The sequence below is a fragment of the Ensifer sp. BR816 genome (assembly GCF_000378985.1).
Taxonomy (GTDB): Bacteria; Pseudomonadota; Alphaproteobacteria; order Rhizobiales; family Rhizobiaceae; genus Sinorhizobium.
The window spans coordinates 4,020,099-4,041,409 of record NZ_KB905370.1 but is presented as its reverse complement, the minus strand read 5'-3'; the positions used below and the strand labels follow the sequence as shown (position 1 = coordinate 4,041,409).

The window sequence follows — 21,311 nt, the reverse complement described above, 5'->3', positions numbered from 1 at the left end:
GCGGCCTGCGGCCGCAAGACCCCTTCCCAACCCCTCCCCACAAGGGGGAGGGGTTCGCAGCGGCACCGCCGCGCCCCACTCAGCGTTCGCACAGGTGTCGACAGTGAATCAGGACCGAGCGGTGCGGCACGGTAAGCCCCTCCCCCTTGTGGGGAGGGGTTGGGGAGGGGTGTTTTGAACGGACCGATAGGAAGGAATCGAGCGGAGGGACGGAAAGCCGTAACTCTCTACTCATAATCCACCCAAATCCCACCCGCATCGGCCGAGCGCACGCAATTCTCCACCCAGCGGACACCTTCGAGCCCGGCGTCAACGCCGGGGAAAACCAGATCCCCAATTCCCTCCGGCGCAAGCCCGCGGTTGCCATTGATCGCGAGGGCGAAGCGGCGGTAGAGGTTGGCCCAGGCCTCGAACAGGCCTTCCGGATGGCCGCCGCCGATGCGGTCGTCTAGCCGGGCTTGCGGGTAGAGATAGTCCATGCCGCGTTCGAGGATGCGGACCGGCTCGCCCTGGATCTCGTAGGACAGCTGGTTCGGCCGCTCGTCCCACCATTCGATGCTCGCCTTCGAACCGACGATCCGAACCTTCTGGCCGTGCATCGAGCCGGCATTGACGGCGCTCGACCAGACGTTGGCGATGGCGCCGTTGTCGTATTCCATCAGGGTCACCGCATTGTCCTCGAGCGGTGCGCGGCTTTTGATAAAACTCTGGCGCACGCACATCAGCCGCTTGATCTTCAGCTGCGGCAGGATGACCTCGGAAATATAGAGCGGGTGGGTGCCGACATCGCCGAGAACATAGCTCGGGCCGGCGAATTTCGGGTCGACGCGCCAGCGTGTCGACGGGTTCTGCTCCTCGACGGGGGCGCTGTGGAAGCCATGGGCGAATTGCAGGTTGACGATCCGGATTTCGCCGAGGTCGCCGTTCTTCACCATGGCGCGGGCCTGCTCGATCATCTGGTGACCGGCATAGCCATAGGTGACGCCGACGACGAGGCCGCGCGCTTCGGCGAGCGTCTTGAGCTCCTTCGCTTCCGCGACCGTGAAGCAGAGCGGCTTTTCGCAGACGACATGCAGGCCGTATTCCAGCGCCGCCCTGCAGATCGAGAAATGGGTGTTGTTCGGCGTCGCGATCGAGACCGCTTCGATGCCGTCGGCGCGCTTCGCCTCGTCGACGAACAGCGTTTGGTAGTCCGGATAGCTCCGGGCCTCGTCGAGCCCGAGATCCGCTCCGAAGGCGCGGCCGCGCTCCGAGTCGATGTCGAAGGCGCCGGCGACGAGTTCGAAGGTGTCGTCGCGGAGTGCGGCCGAGCGATGGATATAGCCGATCTGGCTGCCGCGCCCGCCGCCGACCATGCCCCAGCGGATCGGGTTTTTGTTTTTCTGTGACATTGTTCTGTTCCTCAGGTGTTTGGCGTTACATTTCCGCTGGTGGCCGGGGCACCCCCCTCTGCCCTGCCGGGCATCTCCCCCACAAGGAGGGAGATCGGCAGGACGCGGGCTCCCCAATCCATCTTTTCGACAGCGTTCATCTCGGTGCGGGAGGGAGACGGCACCGCAAAATAGGTCGCCCAAGCTGCGGCGTCGGCCAACCGGCGAAGGTATCGATGCTTGCCAATCTCCCCCTTTGTGGGGGAGATGCCCGGCAGGGCAGAGCGGGGTGAACCCCAGACCCCAGACCTCAATCGCCTCTAAAATCCGACAGATCGCAGATAGTCGCGGCTTTCCTTCACATCCGCGAGGCTGCCGGCGACGCTCAACGGGTCGCGTTCCTGCTCGACCGTGATGAAGCCGTGATAATCGATCTCCTCGAGCGCGCGCCTTACCGCCCGATAGTCGATGACGCCGCGGCCGATCGGGCACATCACCCCTTGGGCGCAGGCCTCGAAAAAGCGGATTTTTTCGCCGAGCACGCGGCGGAAGACCGTCTCGTCGATGTCCTTGAAGTGGACGTAATCAAGCCGGTCGGCGTAGCGCTTCAGCGTCTCGACCGGATCCATGCCGGCGTAATAGCTGTGGCCGGTGTCGATGCAGAAGCCGGCGAGTTCCGCCGGCACATCGCAGGCAATCCGCTCGATCTCGTCGGCGAATTCGATATAGCCGCCGGCATGCGGATGGATGACGGCGCGCACGCCGTATTTGCTCCTCGCAAGCTCGGCGATCGCCTCGATGTTGACGACCATGCCGGTCCAGGCCTCATCCGAGAGCCGCGGCGCCCGGTCGGAATGGCCGGCGGCAAAATCGCGTTCGTCATGCCCCCAGTCCATCACTGTCAGGTATGGCGTCCTGAAACGCTGGCCGGGGAGCTGTTCGGGCTGCGGCAGCCGGGTGATGACGGCGCAGATCTCGTCGGTCTGGCGCAACAGATTCTCGCGGTTTTCGGGCGAGACAAGATCGTCGAAGATCGTCCCGGCGACGATGAAGAGGTTGCGGTCGGCGAGCGCCTTGGCGACCCGTTCGGAGTCGAGCGGCACATAGCCGTAGGGGCCGAGTTCGAGACCGCCATAACCGGCGGCGGCCGCCTCGTCGAGGACGCGTTCCCAGGCGGGCAGGTTCGGGTTCTCGACGTCGTCCACGCCCCAGCAGCAGGGGGCGGTCGTGATGGTGATGGTCACGAATCTTGTCCTTGTTGGGTAAGAAATGACTTACGCAGTCTTGCCCGGCCAGTATTTGTCGACGTATTTCTGGATCTCCGCACGCATGAAGCGGCCGGATTCGTCGGCGCGGTCCTCCCAGCCGAAGACGCAGGCGGTGACGATGCCGTCGAAACCGACGGCGGCGAGCGAGGAGAAGAAGACGTCCCAGTTGATCTCGCCCTGGTACATGTCCATGTGCTGGTGGATCGTCACCTGGGCGCCCGGCGGGTTGATGATGTAGCGAAGCCCCGAGGATGCCTTGTGGTTATAGGTGTCGGCGACATGGACATGGGCGATCAGCGGCCCGGCATCGCGGATCATCTTCGCCATGTCGTCGCCGAAATAGAAGGTATGCGGGGCGCAGTAGAGGAACTTGACGTTCTTCGAGCCGATCGTCTTCAGCATGTCGATCGCCGGATGCAAGGTCTCGCACCAGTCTTCCGGATGCGGCTCCATGTTGAGCGTCACGCCTTCCTTCTCGAAGACCGGCACGAGCTCCTCCATCGACCGCCACCAGGCGGCTTCGCTGTGCTCGTGCGTGTGCATGCCGCCGCAGCAATTGGCGCGATGGCTGCGGTCGGGCGAGGGGCCGCGGCCGAATTCGGAGTTCATCGTGTCGCAGCCCATCTCGACCGCGACCTCGATCGCTTCCTTCCAGTAGCGCACCGCCGCCTGGCGTTCGTCCTCATGCGGGCTCGCCCAGCGATACATCGGCAGGATCGAGGCGAGCTTGACGCCGTGATCCTTCAGCGCCGCCTTGAATTCGGCGATCCGTTCCCTGTGGGCGCGCGGCCGCACCCACCAGGGGAGGAAATCCTCGCGCGGCGACAGCTCGATATGGTCATAGCCGAGGTCTGCCGCCTTGCGGCACAGATCATTGAGACCGAGATGGCGATGCATGTAGGGGTCGAGTGCGATCTTCATGGGTGCTCCTCCTGATGCGCGAAGGATACCGAGCATCACCGCTGCCCGCTAAATCTTACTTGATCAAATTTGATCATTCCTGGATGCTGAACCGGAGGGAATTTCCAGGGAGCAAGCGCATTGGTGAAAGTGACCTTGAAGGATGTGGCCCGGGAGGCGTGTGTCGGCACCGCGACCGTCGAGCGCGTCGTCAACGGCCGCGGCGGCGTCAGGGCGGAAACGGTCGAGCGGGTGTTCCTCGCGGTCCGAAAGCTCGACTACCGGCATCGGCTGCCGGAGGCGCATCGCGGGCTGATCCGGATCGAGGTCATCCTGGTACGGCCCGAGACGAGCTTCTACTCGCGCATGAACCAGGCCTTCGAGCGGATCGCCGCCCTGCTCGACAAGAGCATCACCGTTCACCGCACCTTCGCGCGCGAGAACGACCCGGTCGAATTCGCCCACCGCGTCGCCAATCCGGCGGTCCGCCGTTCGGCACTCATCGTCGTCGCCCCCGACCATCCGAATGTGGTGAAAAGCCTGCGGACGGCCGCGCGTCACGGCACGCCGGTGGTGCAGATCATGACACGACCGGCGCCGGAACTTCCCTATGTCGGCATCGACAATTATGCGGCGGGGCGGACGGCCGCCTATTACATGTCGAGGATGCTTGCCGGACGGTCAGGGTCCTTCGTGGCGCTCTGCCACAGCGGTGCCTACGAGAACCACAAGGAACGCATCCGCGGCTTCTCCGCCTATCTCGCCAACCACCCTGGCGACCACCTCTTCCGGCAGGTGATGTTCGACTACGACGACGACCTCAACTCGATGGAGCTTCTGCGCGCGGCACTGTGCGACGATGCCGATATCATCGGTCTCTACACCGCCGGCGGCGACAACCGGTCCGTCGCCGCGGTGCTGAAGGAGCATGCGTCGCGCCGCATCTTCTGGGTAGGTCACGAGCTCTCCGACCAGTCGCGCCGCGCTCTGCGCGGGGGCGTCATGTCGATCGTCCTCGACCAGGCGCCGGAGATCCAGGCGCGCCGCGCGATCGACCTGACATTGCGGTCGCTTGGCCTGATCGACGTCGAGGTGAGCCCGGAGCCGGTGCGGTTTCTGACGATCACGCCGGAGAACGTCTGACGGCTTGCGGAGGCACCCCCTCTGCCCTGCCGGGCATCTCCCCCACAAGGAGGGAGATTGGCCAGCATCGACGCCTTCGCCAGTTGGCCAACGCCGCAAAATGGGCAAAGCATTTGATCCGAGCCTAACGTATGGGGAAGATGGGCACGGAGCCCACGCCTTGCCGATCTCCCCACTTGTGGGGGAGATGCCCGGCAGGGCAGAGGGGGTATTCGCGCTGCTTTTCCGGTATTCGCCACTGCAACCTGATCGGAGATCGGTCCGCGAACCTCCTCATGCCTCGAGCGCGCGAGGTTTTCGCCTGCCGATCAAGCGCCTGGCGAGTTGCTGCCCGGGTCTCTCGACGGCAAGAAAAGTCCCGCAGGCAGCGATGTAGACCAGCGGCACCAGAAGGACGGTAACCGCAGCGAAGCGGGCAGGCGCTGTCATCGTGTGGCCGAAAGTACTGATGAAATAGGCGGCAATCGGCTGCAGGAAGATCAGGTGCCAGAGATAGGCCCCGAATGACAGCTCCCCCAGCCAGTGGAAGAACCTGTTTCCGAGCGACGACGACACGGCGCGAAGCCTCTTGCCCAACGCCTCGCCGGCCAGGCGGTGATGGAGCAGGGCGAAAAACACTCCGACAAGCGCGACCCGCATCAGCATTTTCGTCGCCGTCATGTCGCCGCCGATCGGCAGCAGCACGAGCGCCAGGGCCGCACCGCCATAGAGGAAAGCCCTGGACCTCTCCGCGTCAAGGCCGAGCGCCAGCAGCATTCCACACAGGAAGACATGCATCTTCAACGGCAGGAAGGCGGGCATCGGGAAGTGTACCCCCACCAGACCGGCCGTCGAGGCGATTGCGGCGGCGATAGCGGAGGTGAAGAGCGCGCCCCTCAGCCAGCCGCATCTCTTCAACAGAAGCATGACGAAGGGGAAGGCGGCGTAGAACTGCATTTCGAGGCCGATGCTCCAGTCGGGCAGCGGAGTCCGGTAGGCATAATCCGGGGAGAGGCCGAACAGAAAGCTCAAATGCATCAGCCCGTTCGTGAGGCCGTTGTCGAGGTAGCGCGCCGGCGACTGCGGCGCCTTGTCTAGGAAGCCGTCGATGATCATTCTCGATTCGAACAGCCAGGACCCGAGCGCAAAAGCCACGGCCAGAAGAAGGTAGTAAAGCGGCGCAATCCTCAGGAAGCGTCGGATCCAGAATCTCGCCCAGGTCGAGGTCAGTTCCCACGGCTCCTTTGCGGCTCGCAACTGATAGTGAAATACCATCAGGAAGCCGGAAAGCATGATGAAGAGATCGACACCGAGATCGGGCTCCGACAGAACCGGCAGGCGCCAGCCCGTCAGCAGCAGTGCATGGCCGATCATCACCCAGAGAGACGCCAGCCCCCGGAGTCCATCCAGGCAATCGATTCGGGTGTTGCGGGGGTCATAGTCGGCCATCAGTACACTTCGTCCTTGTTTGCAACTAAAGGTTACTGCCGCGCGCTATGTTGCGACGCACAAGGGCATGCCTAGAGGCGGACTAAGGCGATACTAAGTAAAGACGGGAGGTCGCCGGTGCACCGAGGCGACGATGAGAAGCGGGCCGCGGGCCTTACGGTCAGGCGCGACCGGCCCGTGCGTCGAGGCTGAATCCACCGGCGCCGAATGCGGCGACCTGCAGAAAACCGCCGGCAATCGCGATGTTCTTCATGAAGTGGATCAGCTGATTCTGATCGTCGAATTCCAGGTGAAAGCCGAGCGCAGAGGCGAGCGTGAAGGTCGCCAGGACCAATGCTGCCAACCTCGTCTGATAACCCAGGATGAGGAGGATGCCGCCGCCGAGTTCGGCGATGAGGGCGCCGGCATAGGCGACGGCGGGAAGCGGCATGTTGGCCGCCGATATATAGGCGATGGTGCCGGAGGGATCGGCCAGTTTCTCCACGCCGGAAACGACGAAGACGACGGCGAGGAGCAGACGGCCAACAAAGGCGAGCGAACTCTGAAGTGCGGCGTTGCTGCTCATGTCTGTTCCTTTCGTGGGTATGGCGCCGCTATTTTACACGGATAAGGACTTCGAGTTCCGGAACATTTCGCCCTTGATGCTGTTGGACCCTGATTGGCCCGCCTGATACAGGGTGCCAAAAACTGACGCCGGGCGGGCTTCGGAGGAAGCCATGATCCGTGCACTACCCCCACTTTTTCTTCCGCGCCGCCGCCTGTTGCAGCTGGGACTCGGAGCAACGCTCGCCTCGACCGCAGGTCTCGCCCGGGTTTCGCGGGCGGATGAACCAGCTGAACCGATGGACGAGGATGTCTTCCAGTTCGCGCTGAACCTCGAATATATGGAAGCCGAGTATTACCTGCGCGGAACGACCGGCAAAGGGATCGACGATGCCGATGCGGGTGCGGATGCTGGCGCCGTCACCGGCGGCAAGCAGGTTTCGTTCGATACGCCCGCGATCGGCGAGTTCATGAGCGAAGTTGCGGAAAACGAACTTGCTCACGTCAGGTTCTATCGCAAGACGCTTGGCGCCGATGCCGTGTCGCGGCCGGCCATCGATTTCGATGCCGGCTTCGCCGCCGTCGCGAAGGCGGCGGGGCTCGGGGAGAATTTCGATCCCTTCGGCAACGAGATGAACTTCGTGCTCGGCGGCATGCTGTTCGAGGATGTCGGCGTGACCGCCTATGCCGGCGCCGCGACGGTCCTGAAGAACGAGGAGTTTCTCGCCGCCGCCGCGGGTATCCTCGCCGTCGAAGCCTACCACATGGGCATGGCCCGCTCGACGCTCTACCGGATGGGCGAAGAAGCCTGGAAAGCAGTAGCCGCGGTTTCCGATGCCCGCGACAAGATCGACGGATCGGACGACAAGGACCAGGGCCTGCAACTGGAGGGCAAGGCGAACATCGTTCCTTCGACGCCGGATGCGATCGCCTTCACACGGACGCCGCAGGAAGTGCTGCGCATCGTCTATCTCACGGATCAGGAGGGCGCGACCAAGGGTGGCTTCTACCCGAACGGCATGAATGGAACGATCACAAGCACCTGAACGGATTGCCAGGGCCGGCACGGCGCGGTTTCATTTTTCCCGCCTGGTCCGGCCCTCGGTGGCTTTGCCCCACACGGCAGAAATTCTCCCGGTCTGAAACACAAATTGAACGGCCTTCTCCTGCGGCGCGGGGTCCGTGCCGAAGGCCTGGAAATCCTCGACAAAGTAGCGGGAAGACCGCCCCGAGCGCCCTCATGCGGGCAGTGAGACACCATCCGGCGGCGTCCCTGGAAGGGACTTATTAACCTTCATTTCCTATTCGCTAGGGACAGCCCTTTCGATGATGAATTTCGAGTTTCAGGCCATGCGTATTCCCCGGACAAATTTCTCGACGGCAGCCTTGCATGATGCAGATGAGGCGGATGATTTCGAGCATCCGCATCCGGGAGCACCGGACGTTTCGCATGCCCAGACGACCCGCACGTCGGCGCAGGACCACCTGTTCGAGGCGCCGGAAGCGCCGCGCCGAAGCGCCGGTCATCCGGGCGACGATATGGCCTATGCCGGGCGCGCGGCGCGGCTCTATGGCCACGGCTCGGCCTATGCGCCGGCCCAGGTGACCGCCTCTACCCGCGATCCGCTCCCCACGCTGGCAGAGATTACCGGTCAAACGGACGAGGACGGCTGGGAGAGCCATTTCTTCCTGTCGCCCAATGTCCGCTTCACCCGCACGCCCGAACGCGAATTCATGAAGCGCCGCGCGCCGGCGGCCGAAGAGGGCGAGGCAGAGCTCGGTGCGATTGCCGCTGAGGTTGTCGAAGCAGAGATCGTCGCCGAAACGGCATCCGTAGACGCGGCGCCCGCTGCGCTCGAGCCCGAAACGCCGGCCCACAGCCCCTCCGAACTCTTGCGGGTGCTGATGCGGCAGCTTCCTTCCTGGCGTCCCGCCCAGACGCGCGACACGGGCGCGGCTGAATCGACGGTCGATGCGGCGCCGGTGGTGGAAGAAACGGCGGGAACCCAGGCGTCGGCGGTCCGGGAGCTGGACGTCGCCGAGGTGATCCGGGCCGGCAGCGAAACCGCACCCGATTCAGCCGCCATCGGTGTGGGCAACGAGGGGAATGCCCGTCTCTCGTACCTCTCCGATCACGCATTCTTTGAATTCATGCCGCTCGAAATGGCGGCTGCCTCGCAGGTCGCCGCCGAATCGGCAAAGGCGCCGCAGCAGATTGCGGCGGCACCGAAGCCTGTCGCCGCGCCGGTGGAAATCCGGCCGCTGCCGCCAACCGGGATCACCTCGATGTTCCGGGTGGTCGAATGCCGCCCAGCGGCGACAGTTGTCGCCGCGCCCGTTCCCGTCCCGGCCCCAAGCGCCGCCGATAAGCCTGAAGAAGTGGCCGTGGCGGCCACTCCGTCACTGGCCGAGCCTGTCGAGACCGTCAAAGCCGAGGAGAAGACGCCGGTGGTCGAGGTTCCGGCCACCAAGGCCGCGATCACCATGCCGGCCGTGGTACAGCGTTCCTCTTCACCCTTCCCGCCGATCGGCGGCAGCGAGCGCCAGCATGCTGGCGACACCTACGAGTTTCCGGCCAAGGAACTGCTGCAGGAGCCGCCGCAGGGCCAGGGCTTCTTCATGACGCAGGAGCAGCTCGAGCAGAATGCCGGGCTTCTCGAAAGCGTGCTCGAGGATTTCGGCGTCAAGGGCGAGATCATCCATGTGCGTCCCGGCCCGGTCGTGACGCTTTACGAATTCGAGCCGGCGCCCGGCGTCAAATCCTCGCGCGTCATCGGTCTTGCCGACGATATCGCCCGCTCAATGTCGGCGCTTTCGGCCCGCGTCGCGGTGGTCCCCGGCCGCAACGTCATCGGCATCGAGCTGCCGAACGCGACGCGGGAGACGGTCTATTTCCGCGAGTTGATCGAATCCAATGATTTCCAGAGGACCGGCTGCAAGCTGGCGCTCTGCCTCGGCAAGACGATCGGCGGCGAGCCGGTGATCGCCGAGCTGGCCAAGATGCCGCATCTGCTCGTCGCCGGCACCACCGGCTCGGGCAAGTCGGTGGCGATCAACACGATGATCCTGTCGCTGCTCTACCGGCTGAAGCCGGAAGAGTGCCGGCTGATCATGGTCGACCCGAAGATGCTCGAACTCTCCGTCTATGACGGCATCCCGCATCTTTTGACGCCGGTCGTCACCGATCCGAAGAAGGCGGTGATGGCGCTCAAATGGGCGGTGCGCGAGATGGAGGACCGCTATCGCAAGATGTCGCGGCTCGGTGTCCGCAACATCGACGGCTACAACCAGCGCGCCGCCGCCGCCCGCGAAAAGGGCGAGCCGATTCTGGCGACGGTGCAGACCGGCTTCGAGAAGGGCACCGGCGAGCCGCTCTTCGAGCAGCAGGAGATGGATCTGGCGCCGATGCCCTATATCGTCGTCATCGTCGACGAGATGGCCGACCTGATGATGGTCGCCGGCAAGGAGATCGAAGGCGCCATCCAGCGCCTCGCGCAGATGGCGCGGGCCGCCGGCATCCACCTGATCATGGCGACGCAGCGCCCGTCGGTCGACGTTATTACCGGCACGATCAAGGCGAATTTCCCGACACGCATCTCCTTCCAGGTGACGTCGAAGATCGACAGCCGCACCATTCTCGGCGAGCAGGGCGCCGAACAGCTCCTCGGCCAGGGCGACATGCTGCACATGGCCGGCGGCGGCCGCATCGCCCGCGTCCACGGCCCCTTCGTCTCCGACCTCGAGGTCGAGCATGTGGTCGCGCATCTGAAGACCCAGGGACGCCCGGAATATCTGGAGACGGTGACGGCGGAAGAGGAGGAAGAGGAGCCGGAAGAGGATCAGGGCGCCGTTTTCGACAAGAGTGCGATGGCATCGGAAGACGGTAACGAGCTCTACGAGCAGGCGGTGAAAGTGGTGCTGCGCGACAAGAAATGCTCTACCTCCTACATCCAGCGCCGTCTCGGCATCGGCTACAACCGCGCCGCCTCGCTCGTCGAACGGATGGAAAAGGACGGCCTCGTCGGTCCGGCCAACCATGTCGGCAAGCGCGAGATCATCCATGGCAACCGCGATCACGCGGTGAAGGCGGATGACGCCGAGATGGATTGAGCGGGGTTCGAGTCGGGAACAGATGTCGGTGACGGGGGCAGCCGCCACCCCCTCTGGCCTGCCGGCCATCTCCCCCACAAGGGGGAGACGAGTCGCGGTAACCGCTCACTTTACAGAAAGGCTCACACACGCGGAACTCTTGATGTGGCATGGAGCATGCCGCACATATTCTCCCCCCTTGTGGGGGAGATGGCCGGCAGGCCAGAGGGGGGTGGCGTCCACCCGGGCTGGCTTCGCGCATCATTGCTGCCATGTCACAAGTTCCTGGTGAAAATATGCGCAGATGCTGATCTGGCAGGCAAACACGGCCGCATATGTCACGCAAGTCATTGAAATAAAATGGTAATAAACTTGGCACGACGCTTGCTTTCCAAACTTGTATGCAAGATTTGTCGCCACAACAGAACGATCAGATAGACGAGGCAATCGTCTCCGGTATCCTTTCCGCCCGCATTCGCCCCGGCACGCGCTTGGGGGAGAGCGAGGTCGCCAGCCTCTTCAACGTTTCACGCACCCGGGTGCGCGAGGCGATGATGCGGCTCGAACAGCGCGGCATCGTCAAGGTCAGTCCGCGGCGCGGCTGGTTCGTCGTCGAACCATCGGCCGAGGAGGCGATGATGGTCTATGCGGCCCGGCGCGTCATCGAGGCGGGGCTGCTGCGCAGCATGGAGCGGCTTACGGAAAGCGGCCGCGACAAGCTCCATGCGCATCTGGCCGAGGAAAAGCTGGCGATCGCCGCCGGTGACCGCCAGCGGCTCACCTGCCTGATGGGCGACTTCCATATCCGCATCGCCGAGCTCTCCGGCAATACCATCCTTGTCGAGATCCTGCGCGACCTGACGGCGCGCACCATCCTGATCTCGCTCATCTACCAGTCCGATTTCCACGCCATGCAGTCGCATCTCGGCCATTGCCGCATCGTCGCGGCGATGGAGGAGGGCGATTTCCTCAAGGCGGCCGAGCTTTCCGTCGAGCACCTGGACGAGGTGGAAACGGGGCTCGACCTCACCCGTCGCCCGGATCCTCTCGCCGATCTCCGGCACTCCCTTTCGCTGCCGCCGCAGAACGCGGCCGCGTCTTCGAATGCACCCCGAAAAGCCAAATCATGACATCAACAGAGGAGAATGACCCAATGCTTTCGAGAAGAGTTTTCGTCGCGATCACGGCAATGGCCGCCGCGATCGGCTTCGGCTCCGTCGCGCAGGCCGATGCGCTCGGCGACATTACCGCCCGCGGCACGATCCGCGTCGCCGTGCCGCAGGATTTCCCGCCCTTCGGCAGTGTCGGTCCGGACATGGCGCCGGTCGGCTATGATATCGACATGGCCAATCTGATTGCCGAGAAGCTCGGGGTGAAGGTCGAGCTGGTGCCGGTGACGAGCGCGAACCGCATTCCCTATCTGCAGACCAACAAGGTCGATCTCGTCATTTCGAGCCTCGGCAAGAACCCGGACCGGGAAAAGGTCATCGACTTCACGGCGGCTTACGCGCCTTTCTATAACGGTGTCTTCGCACCGGCCGATTTTGCCGCCACGAAGGCCGAAGAGCTTGCCGGCAAGACGATCGGCGTCACCCGCGGCGCGGTCGAAGACCTGGAACTGACCAAGGTCGCGCCGGCCGATACCGTCATCAAGCGCTACGAGGACAATAACGGCACGATCTCCGCCTTCCTTTCGGGCCAGGTCGAGGCGGTCGCGACCGGCAACGTCGTCGCCGCAGCGATCCTTGCCAAGAACCCGCCGAAGCGTCCGGAGCTCAAGTTCCTGATCAAGAACTCGCCCTGCTATATCGGCCTTTCCAAGGAACAGCCGGCCCTGCTCGAAAAGGTCAACGGCATCATCGCCGCCGCCAAGACTGATGGCAGCCTGAACGCCATTGCTCAGAAGTGGCTCGGCGCCGACCTGCCGGCCGAGCTCTGATCCCTCCAAGCCACTCCGCGGGAGCGGGGTGGCGTCACCGCCGTTTGCAAACAGGGGTGCGCATTGAATTATCATTTCGAATTCGGCTGGCTCTTCGAATACTACCCGCAGATCGTCAAGGGGATCGCAATCACGATCCAACTGATCGCCGTCGGCGCCATCGCAGGCATCTCGCTCGGCATCGTCTGCGCCTGGGTGCGGGCGCTCGGGCCGCCATGGCTGAAGCCGGTGGTCGCCGCCTACGTGGAGCTGATCCGCAACACGCCCTTCCTGATCCAGCTCTTCTTCATCTTCTTCGGGTTGCCATCGCTCGGGCTGCAGCTCAGCGAACTCGAGGCGGCCAATATCGCCATGGTCGTCAATCTCGGCGCCTATAGCTCGGAAATCATCCGCGCCGGCATCCAGGCGACGCCGAGAGGCCAGTTCGAGGCGGGCGCGAGCCTCGCCATGACGCCCTTCGAGACCTTCCGCCATGTCGTGCTCATCCCGTCGCTTCAGCGCATCTGGCCGGCGCTCTCCTCGCAGGTCGTCATCGTCATGCTCGGCTCCGCTGTCGTCTCGCAGATCGCCGCCGAGGACCTGACCTTCGCCGCCAACTTCATCCAGTCGCGCACCTTCCGCGCCTTCGAGGCCTATTTCGTCTCGACCGCCGTCTACCTGCTGCTGGCCATCCTGCTCCGCCAGGTGCTCGGCATGGTCGGTTGGCTGATCTTTCCGAGGAGGGCGGCCAGATGATCGAGTTCACCATCTGGGACATCCTGCGCAACCTGTTGCTTGCTACCCGCTGGACGCTCCTGCTTTCGCTCGTCTCCTTCGTCGGCGGCGGCGTCGTCGGGCTCGTGCTCCTGTTCCTGCGCATCAGCCGGCGCCGGTGGGCGCGGGCGGTGGCGAAATACTATATCGAGCTGTTCCAGGGCACGCCGCTCCTGATGCAGCTCTTCATCGCCTTCTTCGGGCTTGGCCTTTTCGGCATTGACGTGCCGGCCTGGCTGGCGGCGGGCGTCGCGCTGATCCTCTGGAGCGCCGCCTTCCTGGGCGAGATCTGGCGCGGCTGCGTCGAGGCGATCGCCATGGGGCAGTGGGAGGCCTCCGCCAGCCTCGGCATGGGCCGGCTGCAGCAGATGCGCTACGTCATCCTGCCGCAGGCGATGCGGATCGCCGTGCCGCCGACCGTCGGCTTTTCGGTACAGGTGATCAAGGGCACGGCGCTGACCTCGATCATCGGCTTCGTCGAACTGTCGAAGGCCGGCACCGTCGTCACCAACGCCACCTTCCAGCCCTTCACTGTCTACGGCCTCGTGGCGCTGATCTATTTCGCGCTCTGCTGGCCCCTGTCCAAGAGCAGCCAGATCCTCGAAAGGAAGCTTAATGTCGCTCATCGAAATCACTGACGTCCGCAAGAGCTTCGGCGACAACGAGGTGCTGAAGGGCATCGATCTCGATGTCGCGCCGGGCGAAGTGATCGCCATCATAGGCAAGAGCGGCTCGGGCAAGTCGACGCTGTTGCGCTGCATCAACGGGCTGGAGACGATCAGCAAGGGGTCGATCTCGGTCGCCGGCGCCCAGCTTCTCGACGATGAGGCGCATCTGAAGGCGCTGAGATTGAAGGTCGGGATGATCTTCCAGCAGTTCAACCTCTTTCCGCATCTGACGGTCGGCGGCAATGTCATGCTGTCGCAGATGGTCGTCAAGAAGACGCCGAAGCCTAAGGCCGAGGCGATGGCCCGCAAGATGCTGGAGCGCGTCGGCCTCAGCCAGAAATTCGATGCCTATCCGGACGAGCTCTCCGGCGGCCAGCAGCAGCGCGTCGCAATCGCTCGCGCGCTGGCGATGCAGCCGATCGCGCTGCTCTGCGACGAGATCACCTCGGCGCTCGATCCTGAACTGGTGGCGGAGGTGCTGGCGGTGGTGCGCGAGCTTGCCGCCGAGGGCATGACGCTGCTGATGGTGACGCACGAGATGAAATTCGCCCGTGACGTCTGTTCGCGCGTCGTCTTCATGCATCAGGGCCGGGTCCACGAGATCGGCGCACCGGAGGAGGTCTTTGCCAATCCGCGGACGCCGGAGCTGAAGCAGTTTCTCGGGGTCCATTGAGGAAGCCGTTTGCAGCCGGCCGGCGAAGCGCCCGGCCGGCTGCGGATCAGGGCCGCACCGTAATGTGCCCTTTCATGTTCGGGTGGTAGCGGCAGATATAGTCGAAGCTGCCTGCCTCCTGCAGCAAGAGACGCCCCGACTTCTTTGCCGGCAAGGGTACGTCTGCGCCGCCTTTGATCGTGGCGGTGTGGATGAGCGCGTCCTTGTTGACCCACTCGACCTCGTCGCCCACCTTCGCTACGATTTCCGCGGGCGTGTAGACTAGGCGGTCGACCGTTACCTCAATGGTCTCGGCCCGCGATGGAGCGGCAACGGCGGCCGCTCCCAGGAACAGCGTGAGAACGGCCGAGCGTGCCGGAAGCATTGTCGCCCTCATTTGAGCTCGGTCGCGACATGCTCGGCATGCTGCTGATGGCCCTGGAACAGCTTCAGCCCGGTCTCCAGCAGGCTCTTGAGTTCGCCGTTCTGCGCGGCCGGGATCAGCAACGTCTCCAGGGCGCCGTTGACCTGCTTGTGATAGGCCACCTCATGCTCGACATAGGCCTTGTCGAATTCCGCGCCGGAAAGCTTCGCCAGTTCCTGGCGCTTCGTTTCGGCGGCCTGCGACAGCGCCTTGCTGGTGTCGTTGTCCTCCGGCGTGACGTTCAGCTTCTTGACGAGGTCGAGGGCTTGGCTGTTCACCGCCTCGTGGTCGCGCACCATCGTCTCGGCGAATTCGACGACGGCCTTGTTCTTCGAGGTGGCGATCGCCTGCTTCGCCGCCTCGATGTCGAGCACGCCGGCCGTATAGGCGATATGGGCGATCTGCGGGTCCGTCGGCTTGTCGGCGCCGAGCGCGCCGTTGGCGGTGAAGATCAGCGCGATTGCCGCCGCCGCGGTCGTCAGTCGGATGGTCATGGGATGTTCCTTTCCTCGAAGATCAAAAGGCGTTTTCGTTTGACACGCTTTGGATGCTTCGGCGGCCGAAACGTTCCCGATTATTTGTCGGCTTCTATCGGTTGTCCTGAGATGCGGGCGAGGACGGCCTCGGTCAGGCGCTCGCAGCGTTTCCCGGCGAAGGGAAAGGCATCGAGCAGGACCGGGCCGATCTGCTTTTCCAGTTGCTGCTTCAGCAACTGGCGCGCCCGATGCAGCCGCGTGCGGACGGTCTCGGGGCGGAGCCCGAGCAGGGAAGCGGTCTCCTCGTTGTTGAGCCCTTCGATGACGCGCAGCACGAAAACGCTCCGGTAAGCGTCCGGCAGATGATCCGTCAGCCTTTCGACAAGGTCGAGAATCTGTCGTTGTGCCATGGTCTTTTCCGGGTCGCTCACATTTGCGTTCAGCGGGAAGGCGATGATCTCCGCCTGATGCGATTGCCGCATGCTCTCGACTAGCGCCATCTGGCGCCGGCTCTTGCGCAGACGGCCGAGCGCCTCGTTGATGACGATGCGGGCAAGCCAGGTCGTGATTGCGGCGTCGCCACGGAATTCGTCAAAATGCGTGAAGGCGCGGACATAAGCCTCCTGCAGCACGTCTTCGGCATCATTGTTGCTACGAACGATGCTCCGCGCGATCCGATAGAGTTTACGGTTATGCGCCTGCATGACGGCGCGAAAGCCTTCGATTTCCTCGGCACCGGGCGGGCTCTTCAGGCGATGGCGGGTCTCAACGATGGGCATGATTGGCTCCCCATGGTCATGGTGTCGCGCATTGGATGCCGCATCGCGCGAAACGTTCCCAATCGGCTGACGATATCACCGAAATTAGCGCGATGATGCCCGGATTCGAGCATCGTGGCGCTGGCCGTCTTCCAGGATGCTATGAAAGGTGGGTAGATCAAAAAGAGAAAGCCCGGCGCGGGAGGAGGTGCGCCGGGCTTTCGATCCTGACCGGCAACTGGGAGGAGGAGGGTTGCCGATCCCTCGATAGAGCTGGGAGGAGGAGTGCTCGATCGATAAGTCATACAATAATGTTGCATCGCAGCAATTGCAAGCCCGAAATTCAAATTATTTTGTCTGACCGGTAAAAAATGATCTGGAAGTGCGAGGGCGATAGGGCAAGCCGCAGGCGGCCCGCTTCAATGGCTTGCCTTCGGGGCGAGCTGCGCCAGATTCGGAAAGAACGAACAAGGGAGGCGGTCGTGGCGGATGAACGCAAGGCGGCTTTGGTGCGGATCACCGGCAGGGTGCAAGGGGTGTGCTTCCGTGTCTGGACGCGCGACGAGGCCGAACGCCTCGGACTTGTCGGCTGGGTGCGCAACGAAAGCGACGGTTCGGTGACCGCCTTGATCGCCGGGGCGGATACGGCCGTCGAGACGATGCTCGGCCGGTTCTGGAAGGGCCCGCCGGGTGCCGCCGTTGCCAACGTCGCGAGCGAGGAGGCATCCTCGACGGAGACGCCGGCGGGGTTTCGGATTATCTCCTAGCGCGGAATCCGATCAGATCGCGATGACGGGAAGCGGATGTGATACCCCCCTCTGCCCTGCCGGGCATCTCCCCCGCAAGGGGGGAGATCGGTAAGCGGCGATCGCCCGTCCCACCGATGACCCTGTGCACCGATCATGAACTCGGCGGCTTCGCCGTTTGCGAGTTCGGTGACGGGCAGGACTTCGCTTCCGACCAATCTCCCCCCTTGCGGGGGAGATGCCCGGCAGGGCAGAGGGGGGTGCCGCCATGGGCGGATCCGACATGCTACTCCGCGCGGTGGCCGCCGCAACGATTCATTCAGATCGTGTCTTGTCGGACCGAGGCGTCCCAACAAGACCGTGCGGGCCGCACTACATCCGCTCCAGGGCCACCGCGATGCCCTGGCCGACGCCGATGCACATGGTCGAGAGCGAAAAGCGCCCGCCGGTTTCGGCAAGTTCCAGTGCCGCGGTGCCGGTGATGCGGGCGCCGGACATGCCGAGGGGGTGGCCAAGCGCGATCGCGCCGCCATTGCGGTTGACGCGGGGATCGTCGTCGGCGATCCCGAGTTCGCGCAGGACGGCGAGACCCTGGCTGGCGAAAGCCTCGTTGAGTTCGATGACGTCGAACTGGTCCTGCGTCATGCCGAGCCGCGCCATCAGCTTTTGCGAGGCGGGCAGCGGGCCGATGCCCATGATGCGCGGCGGCACGCCGGCCGTGGCGCCGCCAAGGACGCGGGCGATCGGCTTCAACCCATGTTTCCTGACCGCCGCCTCCGAGGCGATGATCAGCGCCGCCGCGCCGTCATTGACGCCGGAGGCATTGCCGGCGGTGACGGAGCCGCCGGCGCGGAACGGTGCCTTCAGCTTGGCAAGCGCATCGATGGACGTCACGCGCGGGTGCTCGTCCCGGTCGACGATGATTGCTTCGCCCTTCTTCTGCGGGATGGTGACCGCGACGATCTCCCGGGCGAGCCGGCCGTTCGCCTGGGCGGTGGCTGCCTTTGCCTGGCTGCGCACGGCAAAGGCGTCCTGGTCCGCGCGCGAGACTTTGAAATCTTCGGCGACGTTCTCGCCGGTCTCCGGCATCGAATCGACGCCATACTGCGCCTTCATCAGCGGGTTGACGAAGCGCCAGCCGATCGTCGTGTCGTGGATTTCGGCGTGGCGTGAAAAGGCGCTGTCGGCCTTGGGTAGCACGAAGGGCGCGCGCGACATGGATTCGACGCCGCCGGCGATCATCAGTTCCGCCTCGCCCGCCTTGACGGCGCGGGCAGCGGCAATCACCGCATCCATGCCGGAGCCGCAAAGCCGGTTGATCGTCGTGCCGGGCACGGCGACCGGCAGACCGGCGAGCAGCGACGACATGCGCGCGACATTGCGGTTGTCCTCGCCCGCCTGGTTGGCGCAGCCGAAGATCACGTCATCGACCGCCTCCCAATCGACCGAAGCATTGCGCTCAGCGAGCGCCTTCAGCGGGATGGCGCCGAGGTCGTCGGCGCGCACCGCGGCGAGCGAACCGCCGAAGCGGCCGATCGGCGTGCGGATGTAGTCGCAGATGTAAGCGTCGCGCATCAGGCGGCCTCCTTGCCCGGCCCGGCGCCTTCGTGGGCCTTCTTGGTGCGGGCGTTGATGTCGCGCAGCACCGAAAGCTCCGTCTCGGTCGGCGCGGGGGTTTCAATGACGGTCTCGGCGAATTTGATCGGCCAGCCGCAATTCTCGACAATCCGCTCGCGGCCGACGCCCGGATGGATCGAGACGACGGTCAGCTCCTTCGTCTCCGGATCCGGCTCGAGGATGCAGAGATCGGTGATGACGCGCGTCGGACCCTTGGTCTTCAGGCCGAGTTTTTCGCGGGTGTTGCCGCCCTCGCCATGGCCCATGGAGGTGACGAAGGGCAGCTTTTCGACGAAGCCGCGCTTCGACAGCGCCATGGTGATGAAGATGCGGCCGCAATTGGAGGCGATCTCCGGCGCACCGCCGCCGCCCGGCAGGCGGACCTTCGGGTGGTCGTAGGGGCCGACGACGGTGGTGTTGAGATTGGCGAAGCGGTCGATCTGCGCGCCGCCGAGGAAGCCGGTGGTGATGCGGCCGCCCTGCAGCCAATAGCGGAACATTTCCGGCACCGAGACGGTGAAGAGCGCGGTATCGCAGAGCTCGCCGTCGCCGATCGACAGCGGCAGCACGTCCGGCCTGGTGCCGACGGTGCCGCTTTCGTAGATCAGCGTGATGTCCGGCGCATGCGTCAGCCGGGCGACATTGCAGGCGGCCGAAGGCGCGCCGATGCCGACGAAGCAGACGTCGTCGTTGGAAAGTTCGCGCGCCGCGGCGATGGTCATCATTTCCGTGGGGGTGAAATCCGTCATCATCGCCTCCTCCTCAGGCAACCTTTGCCGAAGTCTTCGCGGCATGGCGGGCGTAGTCCTCGGGCCGTGTGTCAAGCACGTTTTCCTTGATCCACGCCGTGAACGTCTCCCGGTCGCGGGCGATCTCGTCCCAGCGGATGTAGAAGGCGTTCGACCGCGGATAGTAGCCATGCGCATAGGACGGGAAGGCGCCGCCCGGTACATGGGCGACCGCCGTCACCGCCCAGGTCGGCAGCACGACGGAATTGGGAGAGGGCGGCGAGAGTTCGTCGACGATCTCCTCGACGGTGACGATCGAGCGCCTGGCGGCAAGCACCGCCTCCTTTTGAACGCCGACGATGCCTTCGAGCAGTACGTTGCCCTTGCGGTCGGCGCGCTGCGCGTGAATGATCGTCACGTCCGGCCGGATCGCCGGCACTGCAGCCAAGACTTCGCCAGTGAAGGGGCAGGTGACGCTTTTGATGTTCGGGTTCACCTTCGGGAGGTCTGCGCCGATATAGCCGCGCAGCATGGCGAAGGGCAGGTTTGCCGCGCCCGCCTCATAGGCGTTCGCCATCGCCGCATGCGAGTGCTCCTCGATCTCGAGCGGCCGCGGCCACTGGTTCTCGACCGCGTCGCGGAAGCGGTGCAGCGAGCCGACGCCGGGATTGCCGCCCCAGGAGAATTTCATGCCCCGCGCAGCGCCGACGCCGATCAACTGGTCATAGAGGATATCCGGCGTCATGCGGACGAGGAACAGATCCTCCCTGCCCTGGCGGATCACTTCATGACCGGCGGCATAGGGGATCAGGTGCGTGAACCCCTCCATGGCGACGGTGTCGCCGTCGCGGACATTTTCCGCCACTGCATCGGTGAGCGACATTATGCGAGCCATTCAAACCCTCCTCAGTTTGCCGGCCGAGTATCAGCGGCGGCTGCGGGGGGAATAAGCGCCCGTTTCAGCCGGTCGTCAAACATTTTGTGCGATATTTGACATTTGTTCGTATATCGCACAAAATGAAGGAAATGGAATCGATGGGGGACGGCATGCGAGAAACAGATTTTGTCAGCGGCTTTGCCCGGGGCCTGAAGGTGATCGAGGCCTTCGGCGAGGCGCAGCCGCGACTGTCGATCGCCGAGGCATCGAAGCTGACGGGCCTCGACCGCGCCACCGTGCGGCGCTCGTTGCTGACGCTTTCGGAACTCGGCTATGCCGACTATGACGGCAAGTTCTTCACACTGACACCGAAGGTCCTGAGGCTCGGCCACGCCTATCTTTCGGCGACGCCGTTGCCGGCGATCGTCCAGCCCTATCTCGACCAGCTCTCGGAAAAGGCCGGCCAGAGCGCTTCTGCCTCCGTGCTCGACGGCACAGAGGTCGTCTACATCGCCCGCGCCTCGCAGCGCCGGGTGATGTCGATCAACCTCATGCCCGGCTCGCGGCTGCCGGCCTATTGCGCCTCGATGGGAAGGGTGCTGCTTGCCGCGCTTCCTGAAACTGAGGCGCGCGAGATCCTGAGCCGCACCGAGCTCAAGGCCAACACACCACGGACGAAGACCGACCCCGAGGAGTTGATCGAGGAACTGCGGCGGGTTCGCGCAGAGGGCTACGCGGTGATCGACCAGGAACTGGAAATCGGGCTTTGTTCGATCGCCGTCCCACTGATGAATGCGCGCGGGCAGGTGGTCGCCGCGCTGAATATCGGAGCGCCCGCCGCCCATGTCGCAGCCTCGGAGCTCGCCGAGCGCTACCTGCCCTTGCTCAGGGAGACACAAGCGGCCTTGCGGCCGCTTGTACAATAGGTCGGC

Annotated in this window: 21 protein-coding genes; 10 read left to right on the top strand and 11 right to left on the bottom strand. The window is 64.2% G+C overall.

The window, feature by feature from the left end; genetic code table 11:
• Positions 1–227: 227 nt before the first annotated feature.
• From RHIBR816_RS0119415 to RHIBR816_RS0119405, 3 genes are all read right to left on the bottom strand, one after another.
• Entirely contained in the window at positions 228–1,391 is a 1,164-nt protein-coding gene (locus RHIBR816_RS0119415) for a Gfo/Idh/MocA family protein (RefSeq protein ID WP_018238252.1), read from the bottom strand.
• 299 nt (positions 1,392–1,690) lie between these two features.
• Complete coding sequence (locus tag RHIBR816_RS0119410) at positions 1,691–2,614, bottom strand: TIM barrel protein (protein ID WP_018238251.1); 924 nt, start codon at positions 2,612–2,614, stop codon at positions 1,691–1,693.
• A gap of 30 nt (positions 2,615–2,644) precedes the next feature.
• Positions 2,645–3,559 (bottom strand): sugar phosphate isomerase/epimerase, encoded by a 915-nt coding sequence (locus tag RHIBR816_RS0119405; RefSeq protein ID WP_018238250.1) that lies wholly within the window; start codon positions 3,557–3,559, stop codon positions 2,645–2,647.
• Between the two features lie 123 nt (positions 3,560–3,682).
• On the opposite strand from RHIBR816_RS0119405, the gene RHIBR816_RS0119400 reads away from it, so the two are divergent.
• A complete protein-coding gene (locus RHIBR816_RS0119400; protein ID WP_026187204.1) occupies positions 3,683–4,681 on the top strand; it encodes a LacI family DNA-binding transcriptional regulator in 999 nt (332 codons plus the stop codon).
• 273 nt (positions 4,682–4,954) lie between these two features.
• On the opposite strand, the gene RHIBR816_RS0119395 is transcribed toward RHIBR816_RS0119400, so the two are convergent.
• Together RHIBR816_RS0119395 and RHIBR816_RS0119390 are read right to left on the bottom strand one after the other, a co-directional pair.
• Positions 4,955–6,109, bottom strand: a complete 1,155-nt coding sequence (locus RHIBR816_RS0119395) for an acyltransferase (RefSeq protein ID WP_018238248.1) — start codon at positions 6,107–6,109, stop codon at positions 4,955–4,957.
• 160 nt (positions 6,110–6,269) lie between these two features.
• Positions 6,270–6,674 (bottom strand): DoxX family protein, encoded by a 405-nt coding sequence (locus RHIBR816_RS0119390; protein ID WP_018238247.1) that lies wholly within the window; start codon positions 6,672–6,674, stop codon positions 6,270–6,272.
• A gap of 151 nt (positions 6,675–6,825) precedes the next feature.
• On the opposite strand from RHIBR816_RS0119390, the gene RHIBR816_RS0119380 reads away from it, so the two are divergent.
• The 7 genes from RHIBR816_RS0119380 (at position 6,826) to RHIBR816_RS0119350 (ending at position 14,774) form a co-directional block, all read left to right on the top strand.
• Positions 6,826–7,698 carry a ferritin-like domain-containing protein gene (locus RHIBR816_RS0119380; RefSeq protein ID WP_026187203.1) on the top strand — a complete coding sequence of 291 codons (873 nt, stop codon included), beginning with the start codon at positions 6,826–6,828 and terminating at the stop codon, positions 7,696–7,698.
• Positions 7,699–8,002: 304 nt separating this feature from the next.
• Positions 8,003–10,762, top strand: coding sequence for a DNA translocase FtsK (locus tag RHIBR816_RS0119375; protein WP_026187202.1), 2,760 nt, complete (start codon positions 8,003–8,005; stop codon positions 10,760–10,762).
• A 380-nt stretch (positions 10,763–11,142) separates the two neighbouring features.
• The gene (locus RHIBR816_RS0119370) at positions 11,143–11,871 is read left to right on the top strand and encodes a GntR family transcriptional regulator (RefSeq protein ID WP_018238243.1); all 729 of its coding nucleotides are present in this window, start codon (positions 11,143–11,145) and stop codon (positions 11,869–11,871) included.
• A 23-nt stretch (positions 11,872–11,894) separates the two neighbouring features.
• A complete protein-coding gene (locus RHIBR816_RS0119365; protein WP_018238242.1) occupies positions 11,895–12,680 on the top strand; it encodes a transporter substrate-binding domain-containing protein in 786 nt (261 codons plus the stop codon).
• Between the two features lie 63 nt (positions 12,681–12,743).
• Positions 12,744–13,415 carry an amino acid ABC transporter permease gene (locus tag RHIBR816_RS0119360; protein ID WP_018238241.1) on the top strand — a complete coding sequence of 224 codons (672 nt, stop codon included), beginning with the start codon at positions 12,744–12,746 and terminating at the stop codon, positions 13,413–13,415.
• Positions 13,412–14,071 carry an amino acid ABC transporter permease gene (locus RHIBR816_RS0119355; RefSeq protein ID WP_018238240.1) on the top strand — a complete coding sequence of 220 codons (660 nt, stop codon included), beginning with the start codon at positions 13,412–13,414 and terminating at the stop codon, positions 14,069–14,071. Before RHIBR816_RS0119360 ends, RHIBR816_RS0119355 begins: the two co-directional genes overlap by 4 nt.
• The gene (locus RHIBR816_RS0119350; protein ID WP_018238239.1) at positions 14,049–14,774 is read left to right on the top strand and encodes an amino acid ABC transporter ATP-binding protein; all 726 of its coding nucleotides are present in this window, start codon (positions 14,049–14,051) and stop codon (positions 14,772–14,774) included. Before RHIBR816_RS0119355 ends, RHIBR816_RS0119350 begins: the two co-directional genes overlap by 23 nt.
• Before the next feature lie 46 nt (positions 14,775–14,820).
• Here RHIBR816_RS0119350 and RHIBR816_RS0119345 read toward each other — a convergent pair whose 3' ends face one another.
• From RHIBR816_RS0119345 to RHIBR816_RS0119335, 3 genes are all read right to left on the bottom strand, one after another.
• Positions 14,821–15,138, bottom strand: a complete 318-nt coding sequence (locus tag RHIBR816_RS0119345; protein ID WP_018238238.1) for a cupredoxin family copper-binding protein — start codon at positions 15,136–15,138, stop codon at positions 14,821–14,823.
• Between the two features lie 8 nt (positions 15,139–15,146).
• Positions 15,147–15,671: a DUF4142 domain-containing protein gene (locus RHIBR816_RS0119340; protein ID WP_018238237.1), complete on the bottom strand. Its 525-nt coding sequence runs from the start codon at positions 15,669–15,671 to the stop codon at positions 15,147–15,149.
• An 80-nt stretch (positions 15,672–15,751) separates the two neighbouring features.
• The gene (locus RHIBR816_RS0119335; protein ID WP_018238236.1) at positions 15,752–16,432 is read right to left on the bottom strand and encodes an RNA polymerase sigma factor; all 681 of its coding nucleotides are present in this window, start codon (positions 16,430–16,432) and stop codon (positions 15,752–15,754) included.
• A 461-nt stretch (positions 16,433–16,893) separates the two neighbouring features.
• On the opposite strand from RHIBR816_RS0119335, the gene RHIBR816_RS0119330 reads away from it, so the two are divergent.
• Positions 16,894–17,178 carry an acylphosphatase gene (locus tag RHIBR816_RS0119330; protein WP_371259059.1) on the top strand — a complete coding sequence of 95 codons (285 nt, stop codon included), beginning with the start codon at positions 16,894–16,896 and terminating at the stop codon, positions 17,176–17,178.
• A 351-nt stretch (positions 17,179–17,529) separates the two neighbouring features.
• Here RHIBR816_RS0119330 and pcaF read toward each other — a convergent pair whose 3' ends face one another.
• Genes pcaF through RHIBR816_RS0119315 form a run of 3 tightly spaced genes read right to left on the bottom strand, consistent with a single transcriptional unit; the run spans position 17,530 to position 20,397 of the window.
• A complete protein-coding gene (gene pcaF, locus RHIBR816_RS0119325; RefSeq protein WP_018238234.1) occupies positions 17,530–18,732 on the bottom strand; it encodes a 3-oxoadipyl-CoA thiolase in 1,203 nt (400 codons plus the stop codon).
• Positions 18,732–19,523 carry a CoA-transferase subunit beta gene (locus tag RHIBR816_RS0119320; RefSeq protein WP_026187200.1) on the bottom strand — a complete coding sequence of 264 codons (792 nt, stop codon included), beginning with the start codon at positions 19,521–19,523 and terminating at the stop codon, positions 18,732–18,734. The genes pcaF and RHIBR816_RS0119320 overlap by 1 nt, the downstream gene beginning before the upstream one ends.
• A gap of 13 nt (positions 19,524–19,536) precedes the next feature.
• Positions 19,537–20,397, bottom strand: a complete 861-nt coding sequence (locus RHIBR816_RS0119315; RefSeq protein ID WP_026187199.1) for a CoA transferase subunit A — start codon at positions 20,395–20,397, stop codon at positions 19,537–19,539.
• A 152-nt stretch (positions 20,398–20,549) separates the two neighbouring features.
• On the opposite strand from RHIBR816_RS0119315, the gene RHIBR816_RS0119310 reads away from it, so the two are divergent.
• Positions 20,550–21,305 (top strand): IclR family transcriptional regulator, encoded by a 756-nt coding sequence (locus RHIBR816_RS0119310; RefSeq protein WP_026187198.1) that lies wholly within the window; start codon positions 20,550–20,552, stop codon positions 21,303–21,305.
• The last annotated feature ends 6 nt before the right edge of the window (positions 21,306–21,311 follow it).

Excerpts from the sequence above, each read along its gene's own strand:
- RHIBR816_RS0119350 (WP_018238239.1), top strand. The coding sequence starts at position 14,049 with ATGTCGCTCATCGAAATCACTGACGTCCGCAAGAGCTTCGGCGACAAC.
- RHIBR816_RS0119370 (WP_018238243.1), top strand. The coding sequence starts at position 11,143 with ATGCAAGATTTGTCGCCACAACAGAACGATCAGATAGACGAGGCAATC.
- RHIBR816_RS0119390 (WP_018238247.1), bottom strand. The coding sequence starts at position 6,674 with ATGAGCAGCAACGCCGCACTTCAGAGTTCGCTCGCCTTTGTTGGCCGT.
- RHIBR816_RS0119375 (WP_026187202.1), top strand. The coding sequence starts at position 8,003 with ATGCGTATTCCCCGGACAAATTTCTCGACGGCAGCCTTGCATGATGCA.
- RHIBR816_RS0119320 (WP_026187200.1), bottom strand. The coding sequence starts at position 19,523 with ATGACGGATTTCACCCCCACGGAAATGATGACCATCGCCGCGGCGCGC.
- RHIBR816_RS0119380 (WP_026187203.1), top strand. The coding sequence starts at position 6,826 with ATGATCCGTGCACTACCCCCACTTTTTCTTCCGCGCCGCCGCCTGTTG.
- RHIBR816_RS0119395 (WP_018238248.1), bottom strand. The coding sequence starts at position 6,109 with ATGGCCGACTATGACCCCCGCAACACCCGAATCGATTGCCTGGATGGA.
- RHIBR816_RS0119345 (WP_018238238.1), bottom strand. The coding sequence starts at position 15,138 with ATGCTTCCGGCACGCTCGGCCGTTCTCACGCTGTTCCTGGGAGCGGCC.
- pcaF (WP_018238234.1), bottom strand. The coding sequence starts at position 18,732 with ATGCGCGACGCTTACATCTGCGACTACATCCGCACGCCGATCGGCCGC.
- RHIBR816_RS0119340 (WP_018238237.1), bottom strand. The coding sequence starts at position 15,671 with ATGACCATCCGACTGACGACCGCGGCGGCGGCAATCGCGCTGATCTTC.
- RHIBR816_RS0119405 (WP_018238250.1), bottom strand. The coding sequence starts at position 3,559 with ATGAAGATCGCACTCGACCCCTACATGCATCGCCATCTCGGTCTCAAT.
- RHIBR816_RS0119335 (WP_018238236.1), bottom strand. The coding sequence starts at position 16,432 with ATGCCCATCGTTGAGACCCGCCATCGCCTGAAGAGCCCGCCCGGTGCC.
- RHIBR816_RS0119365 (WP_018238242.1), top strand. The coding sequence starts at position 11,895 with ATGCTTTCGAGAAGAGTTTTCGTCGCGATCACGGCAATGGCCGCCGCG.
- RHIBR816_RS0119315 (WP_026187199.1), bottom strand. The coding sequence starts at position 20,397 with ATGGCTCGCATAATGTCGCTCACCGATGCAGTGGCGGAAAATGTCCGC.
- RHIBR816_RS0119310 (WP_026187198.1), top strand. The coding sequence starts at position 20,550 with ATGCGAGAAACAGATTTTGTCAGCGGCTTTGCCCGGGGCCTGAAGGTG.
- RHIBR816_RS0119355 (WP_018238240.1), top strand. The coding sequence starts at position 13,412 with ATGATCGAGTTCACCATCTGGGACATCCTGCGCAACCTGTTGCTTGCT.
- RHIBR816_RS0119415 (WP_018238252.1), bottom strand. The coding sequence starts at position 1,391 with ATGTCACAGAAAAACAAAAACCCGATCCGCTGGGGCATGGTCGGCGGC.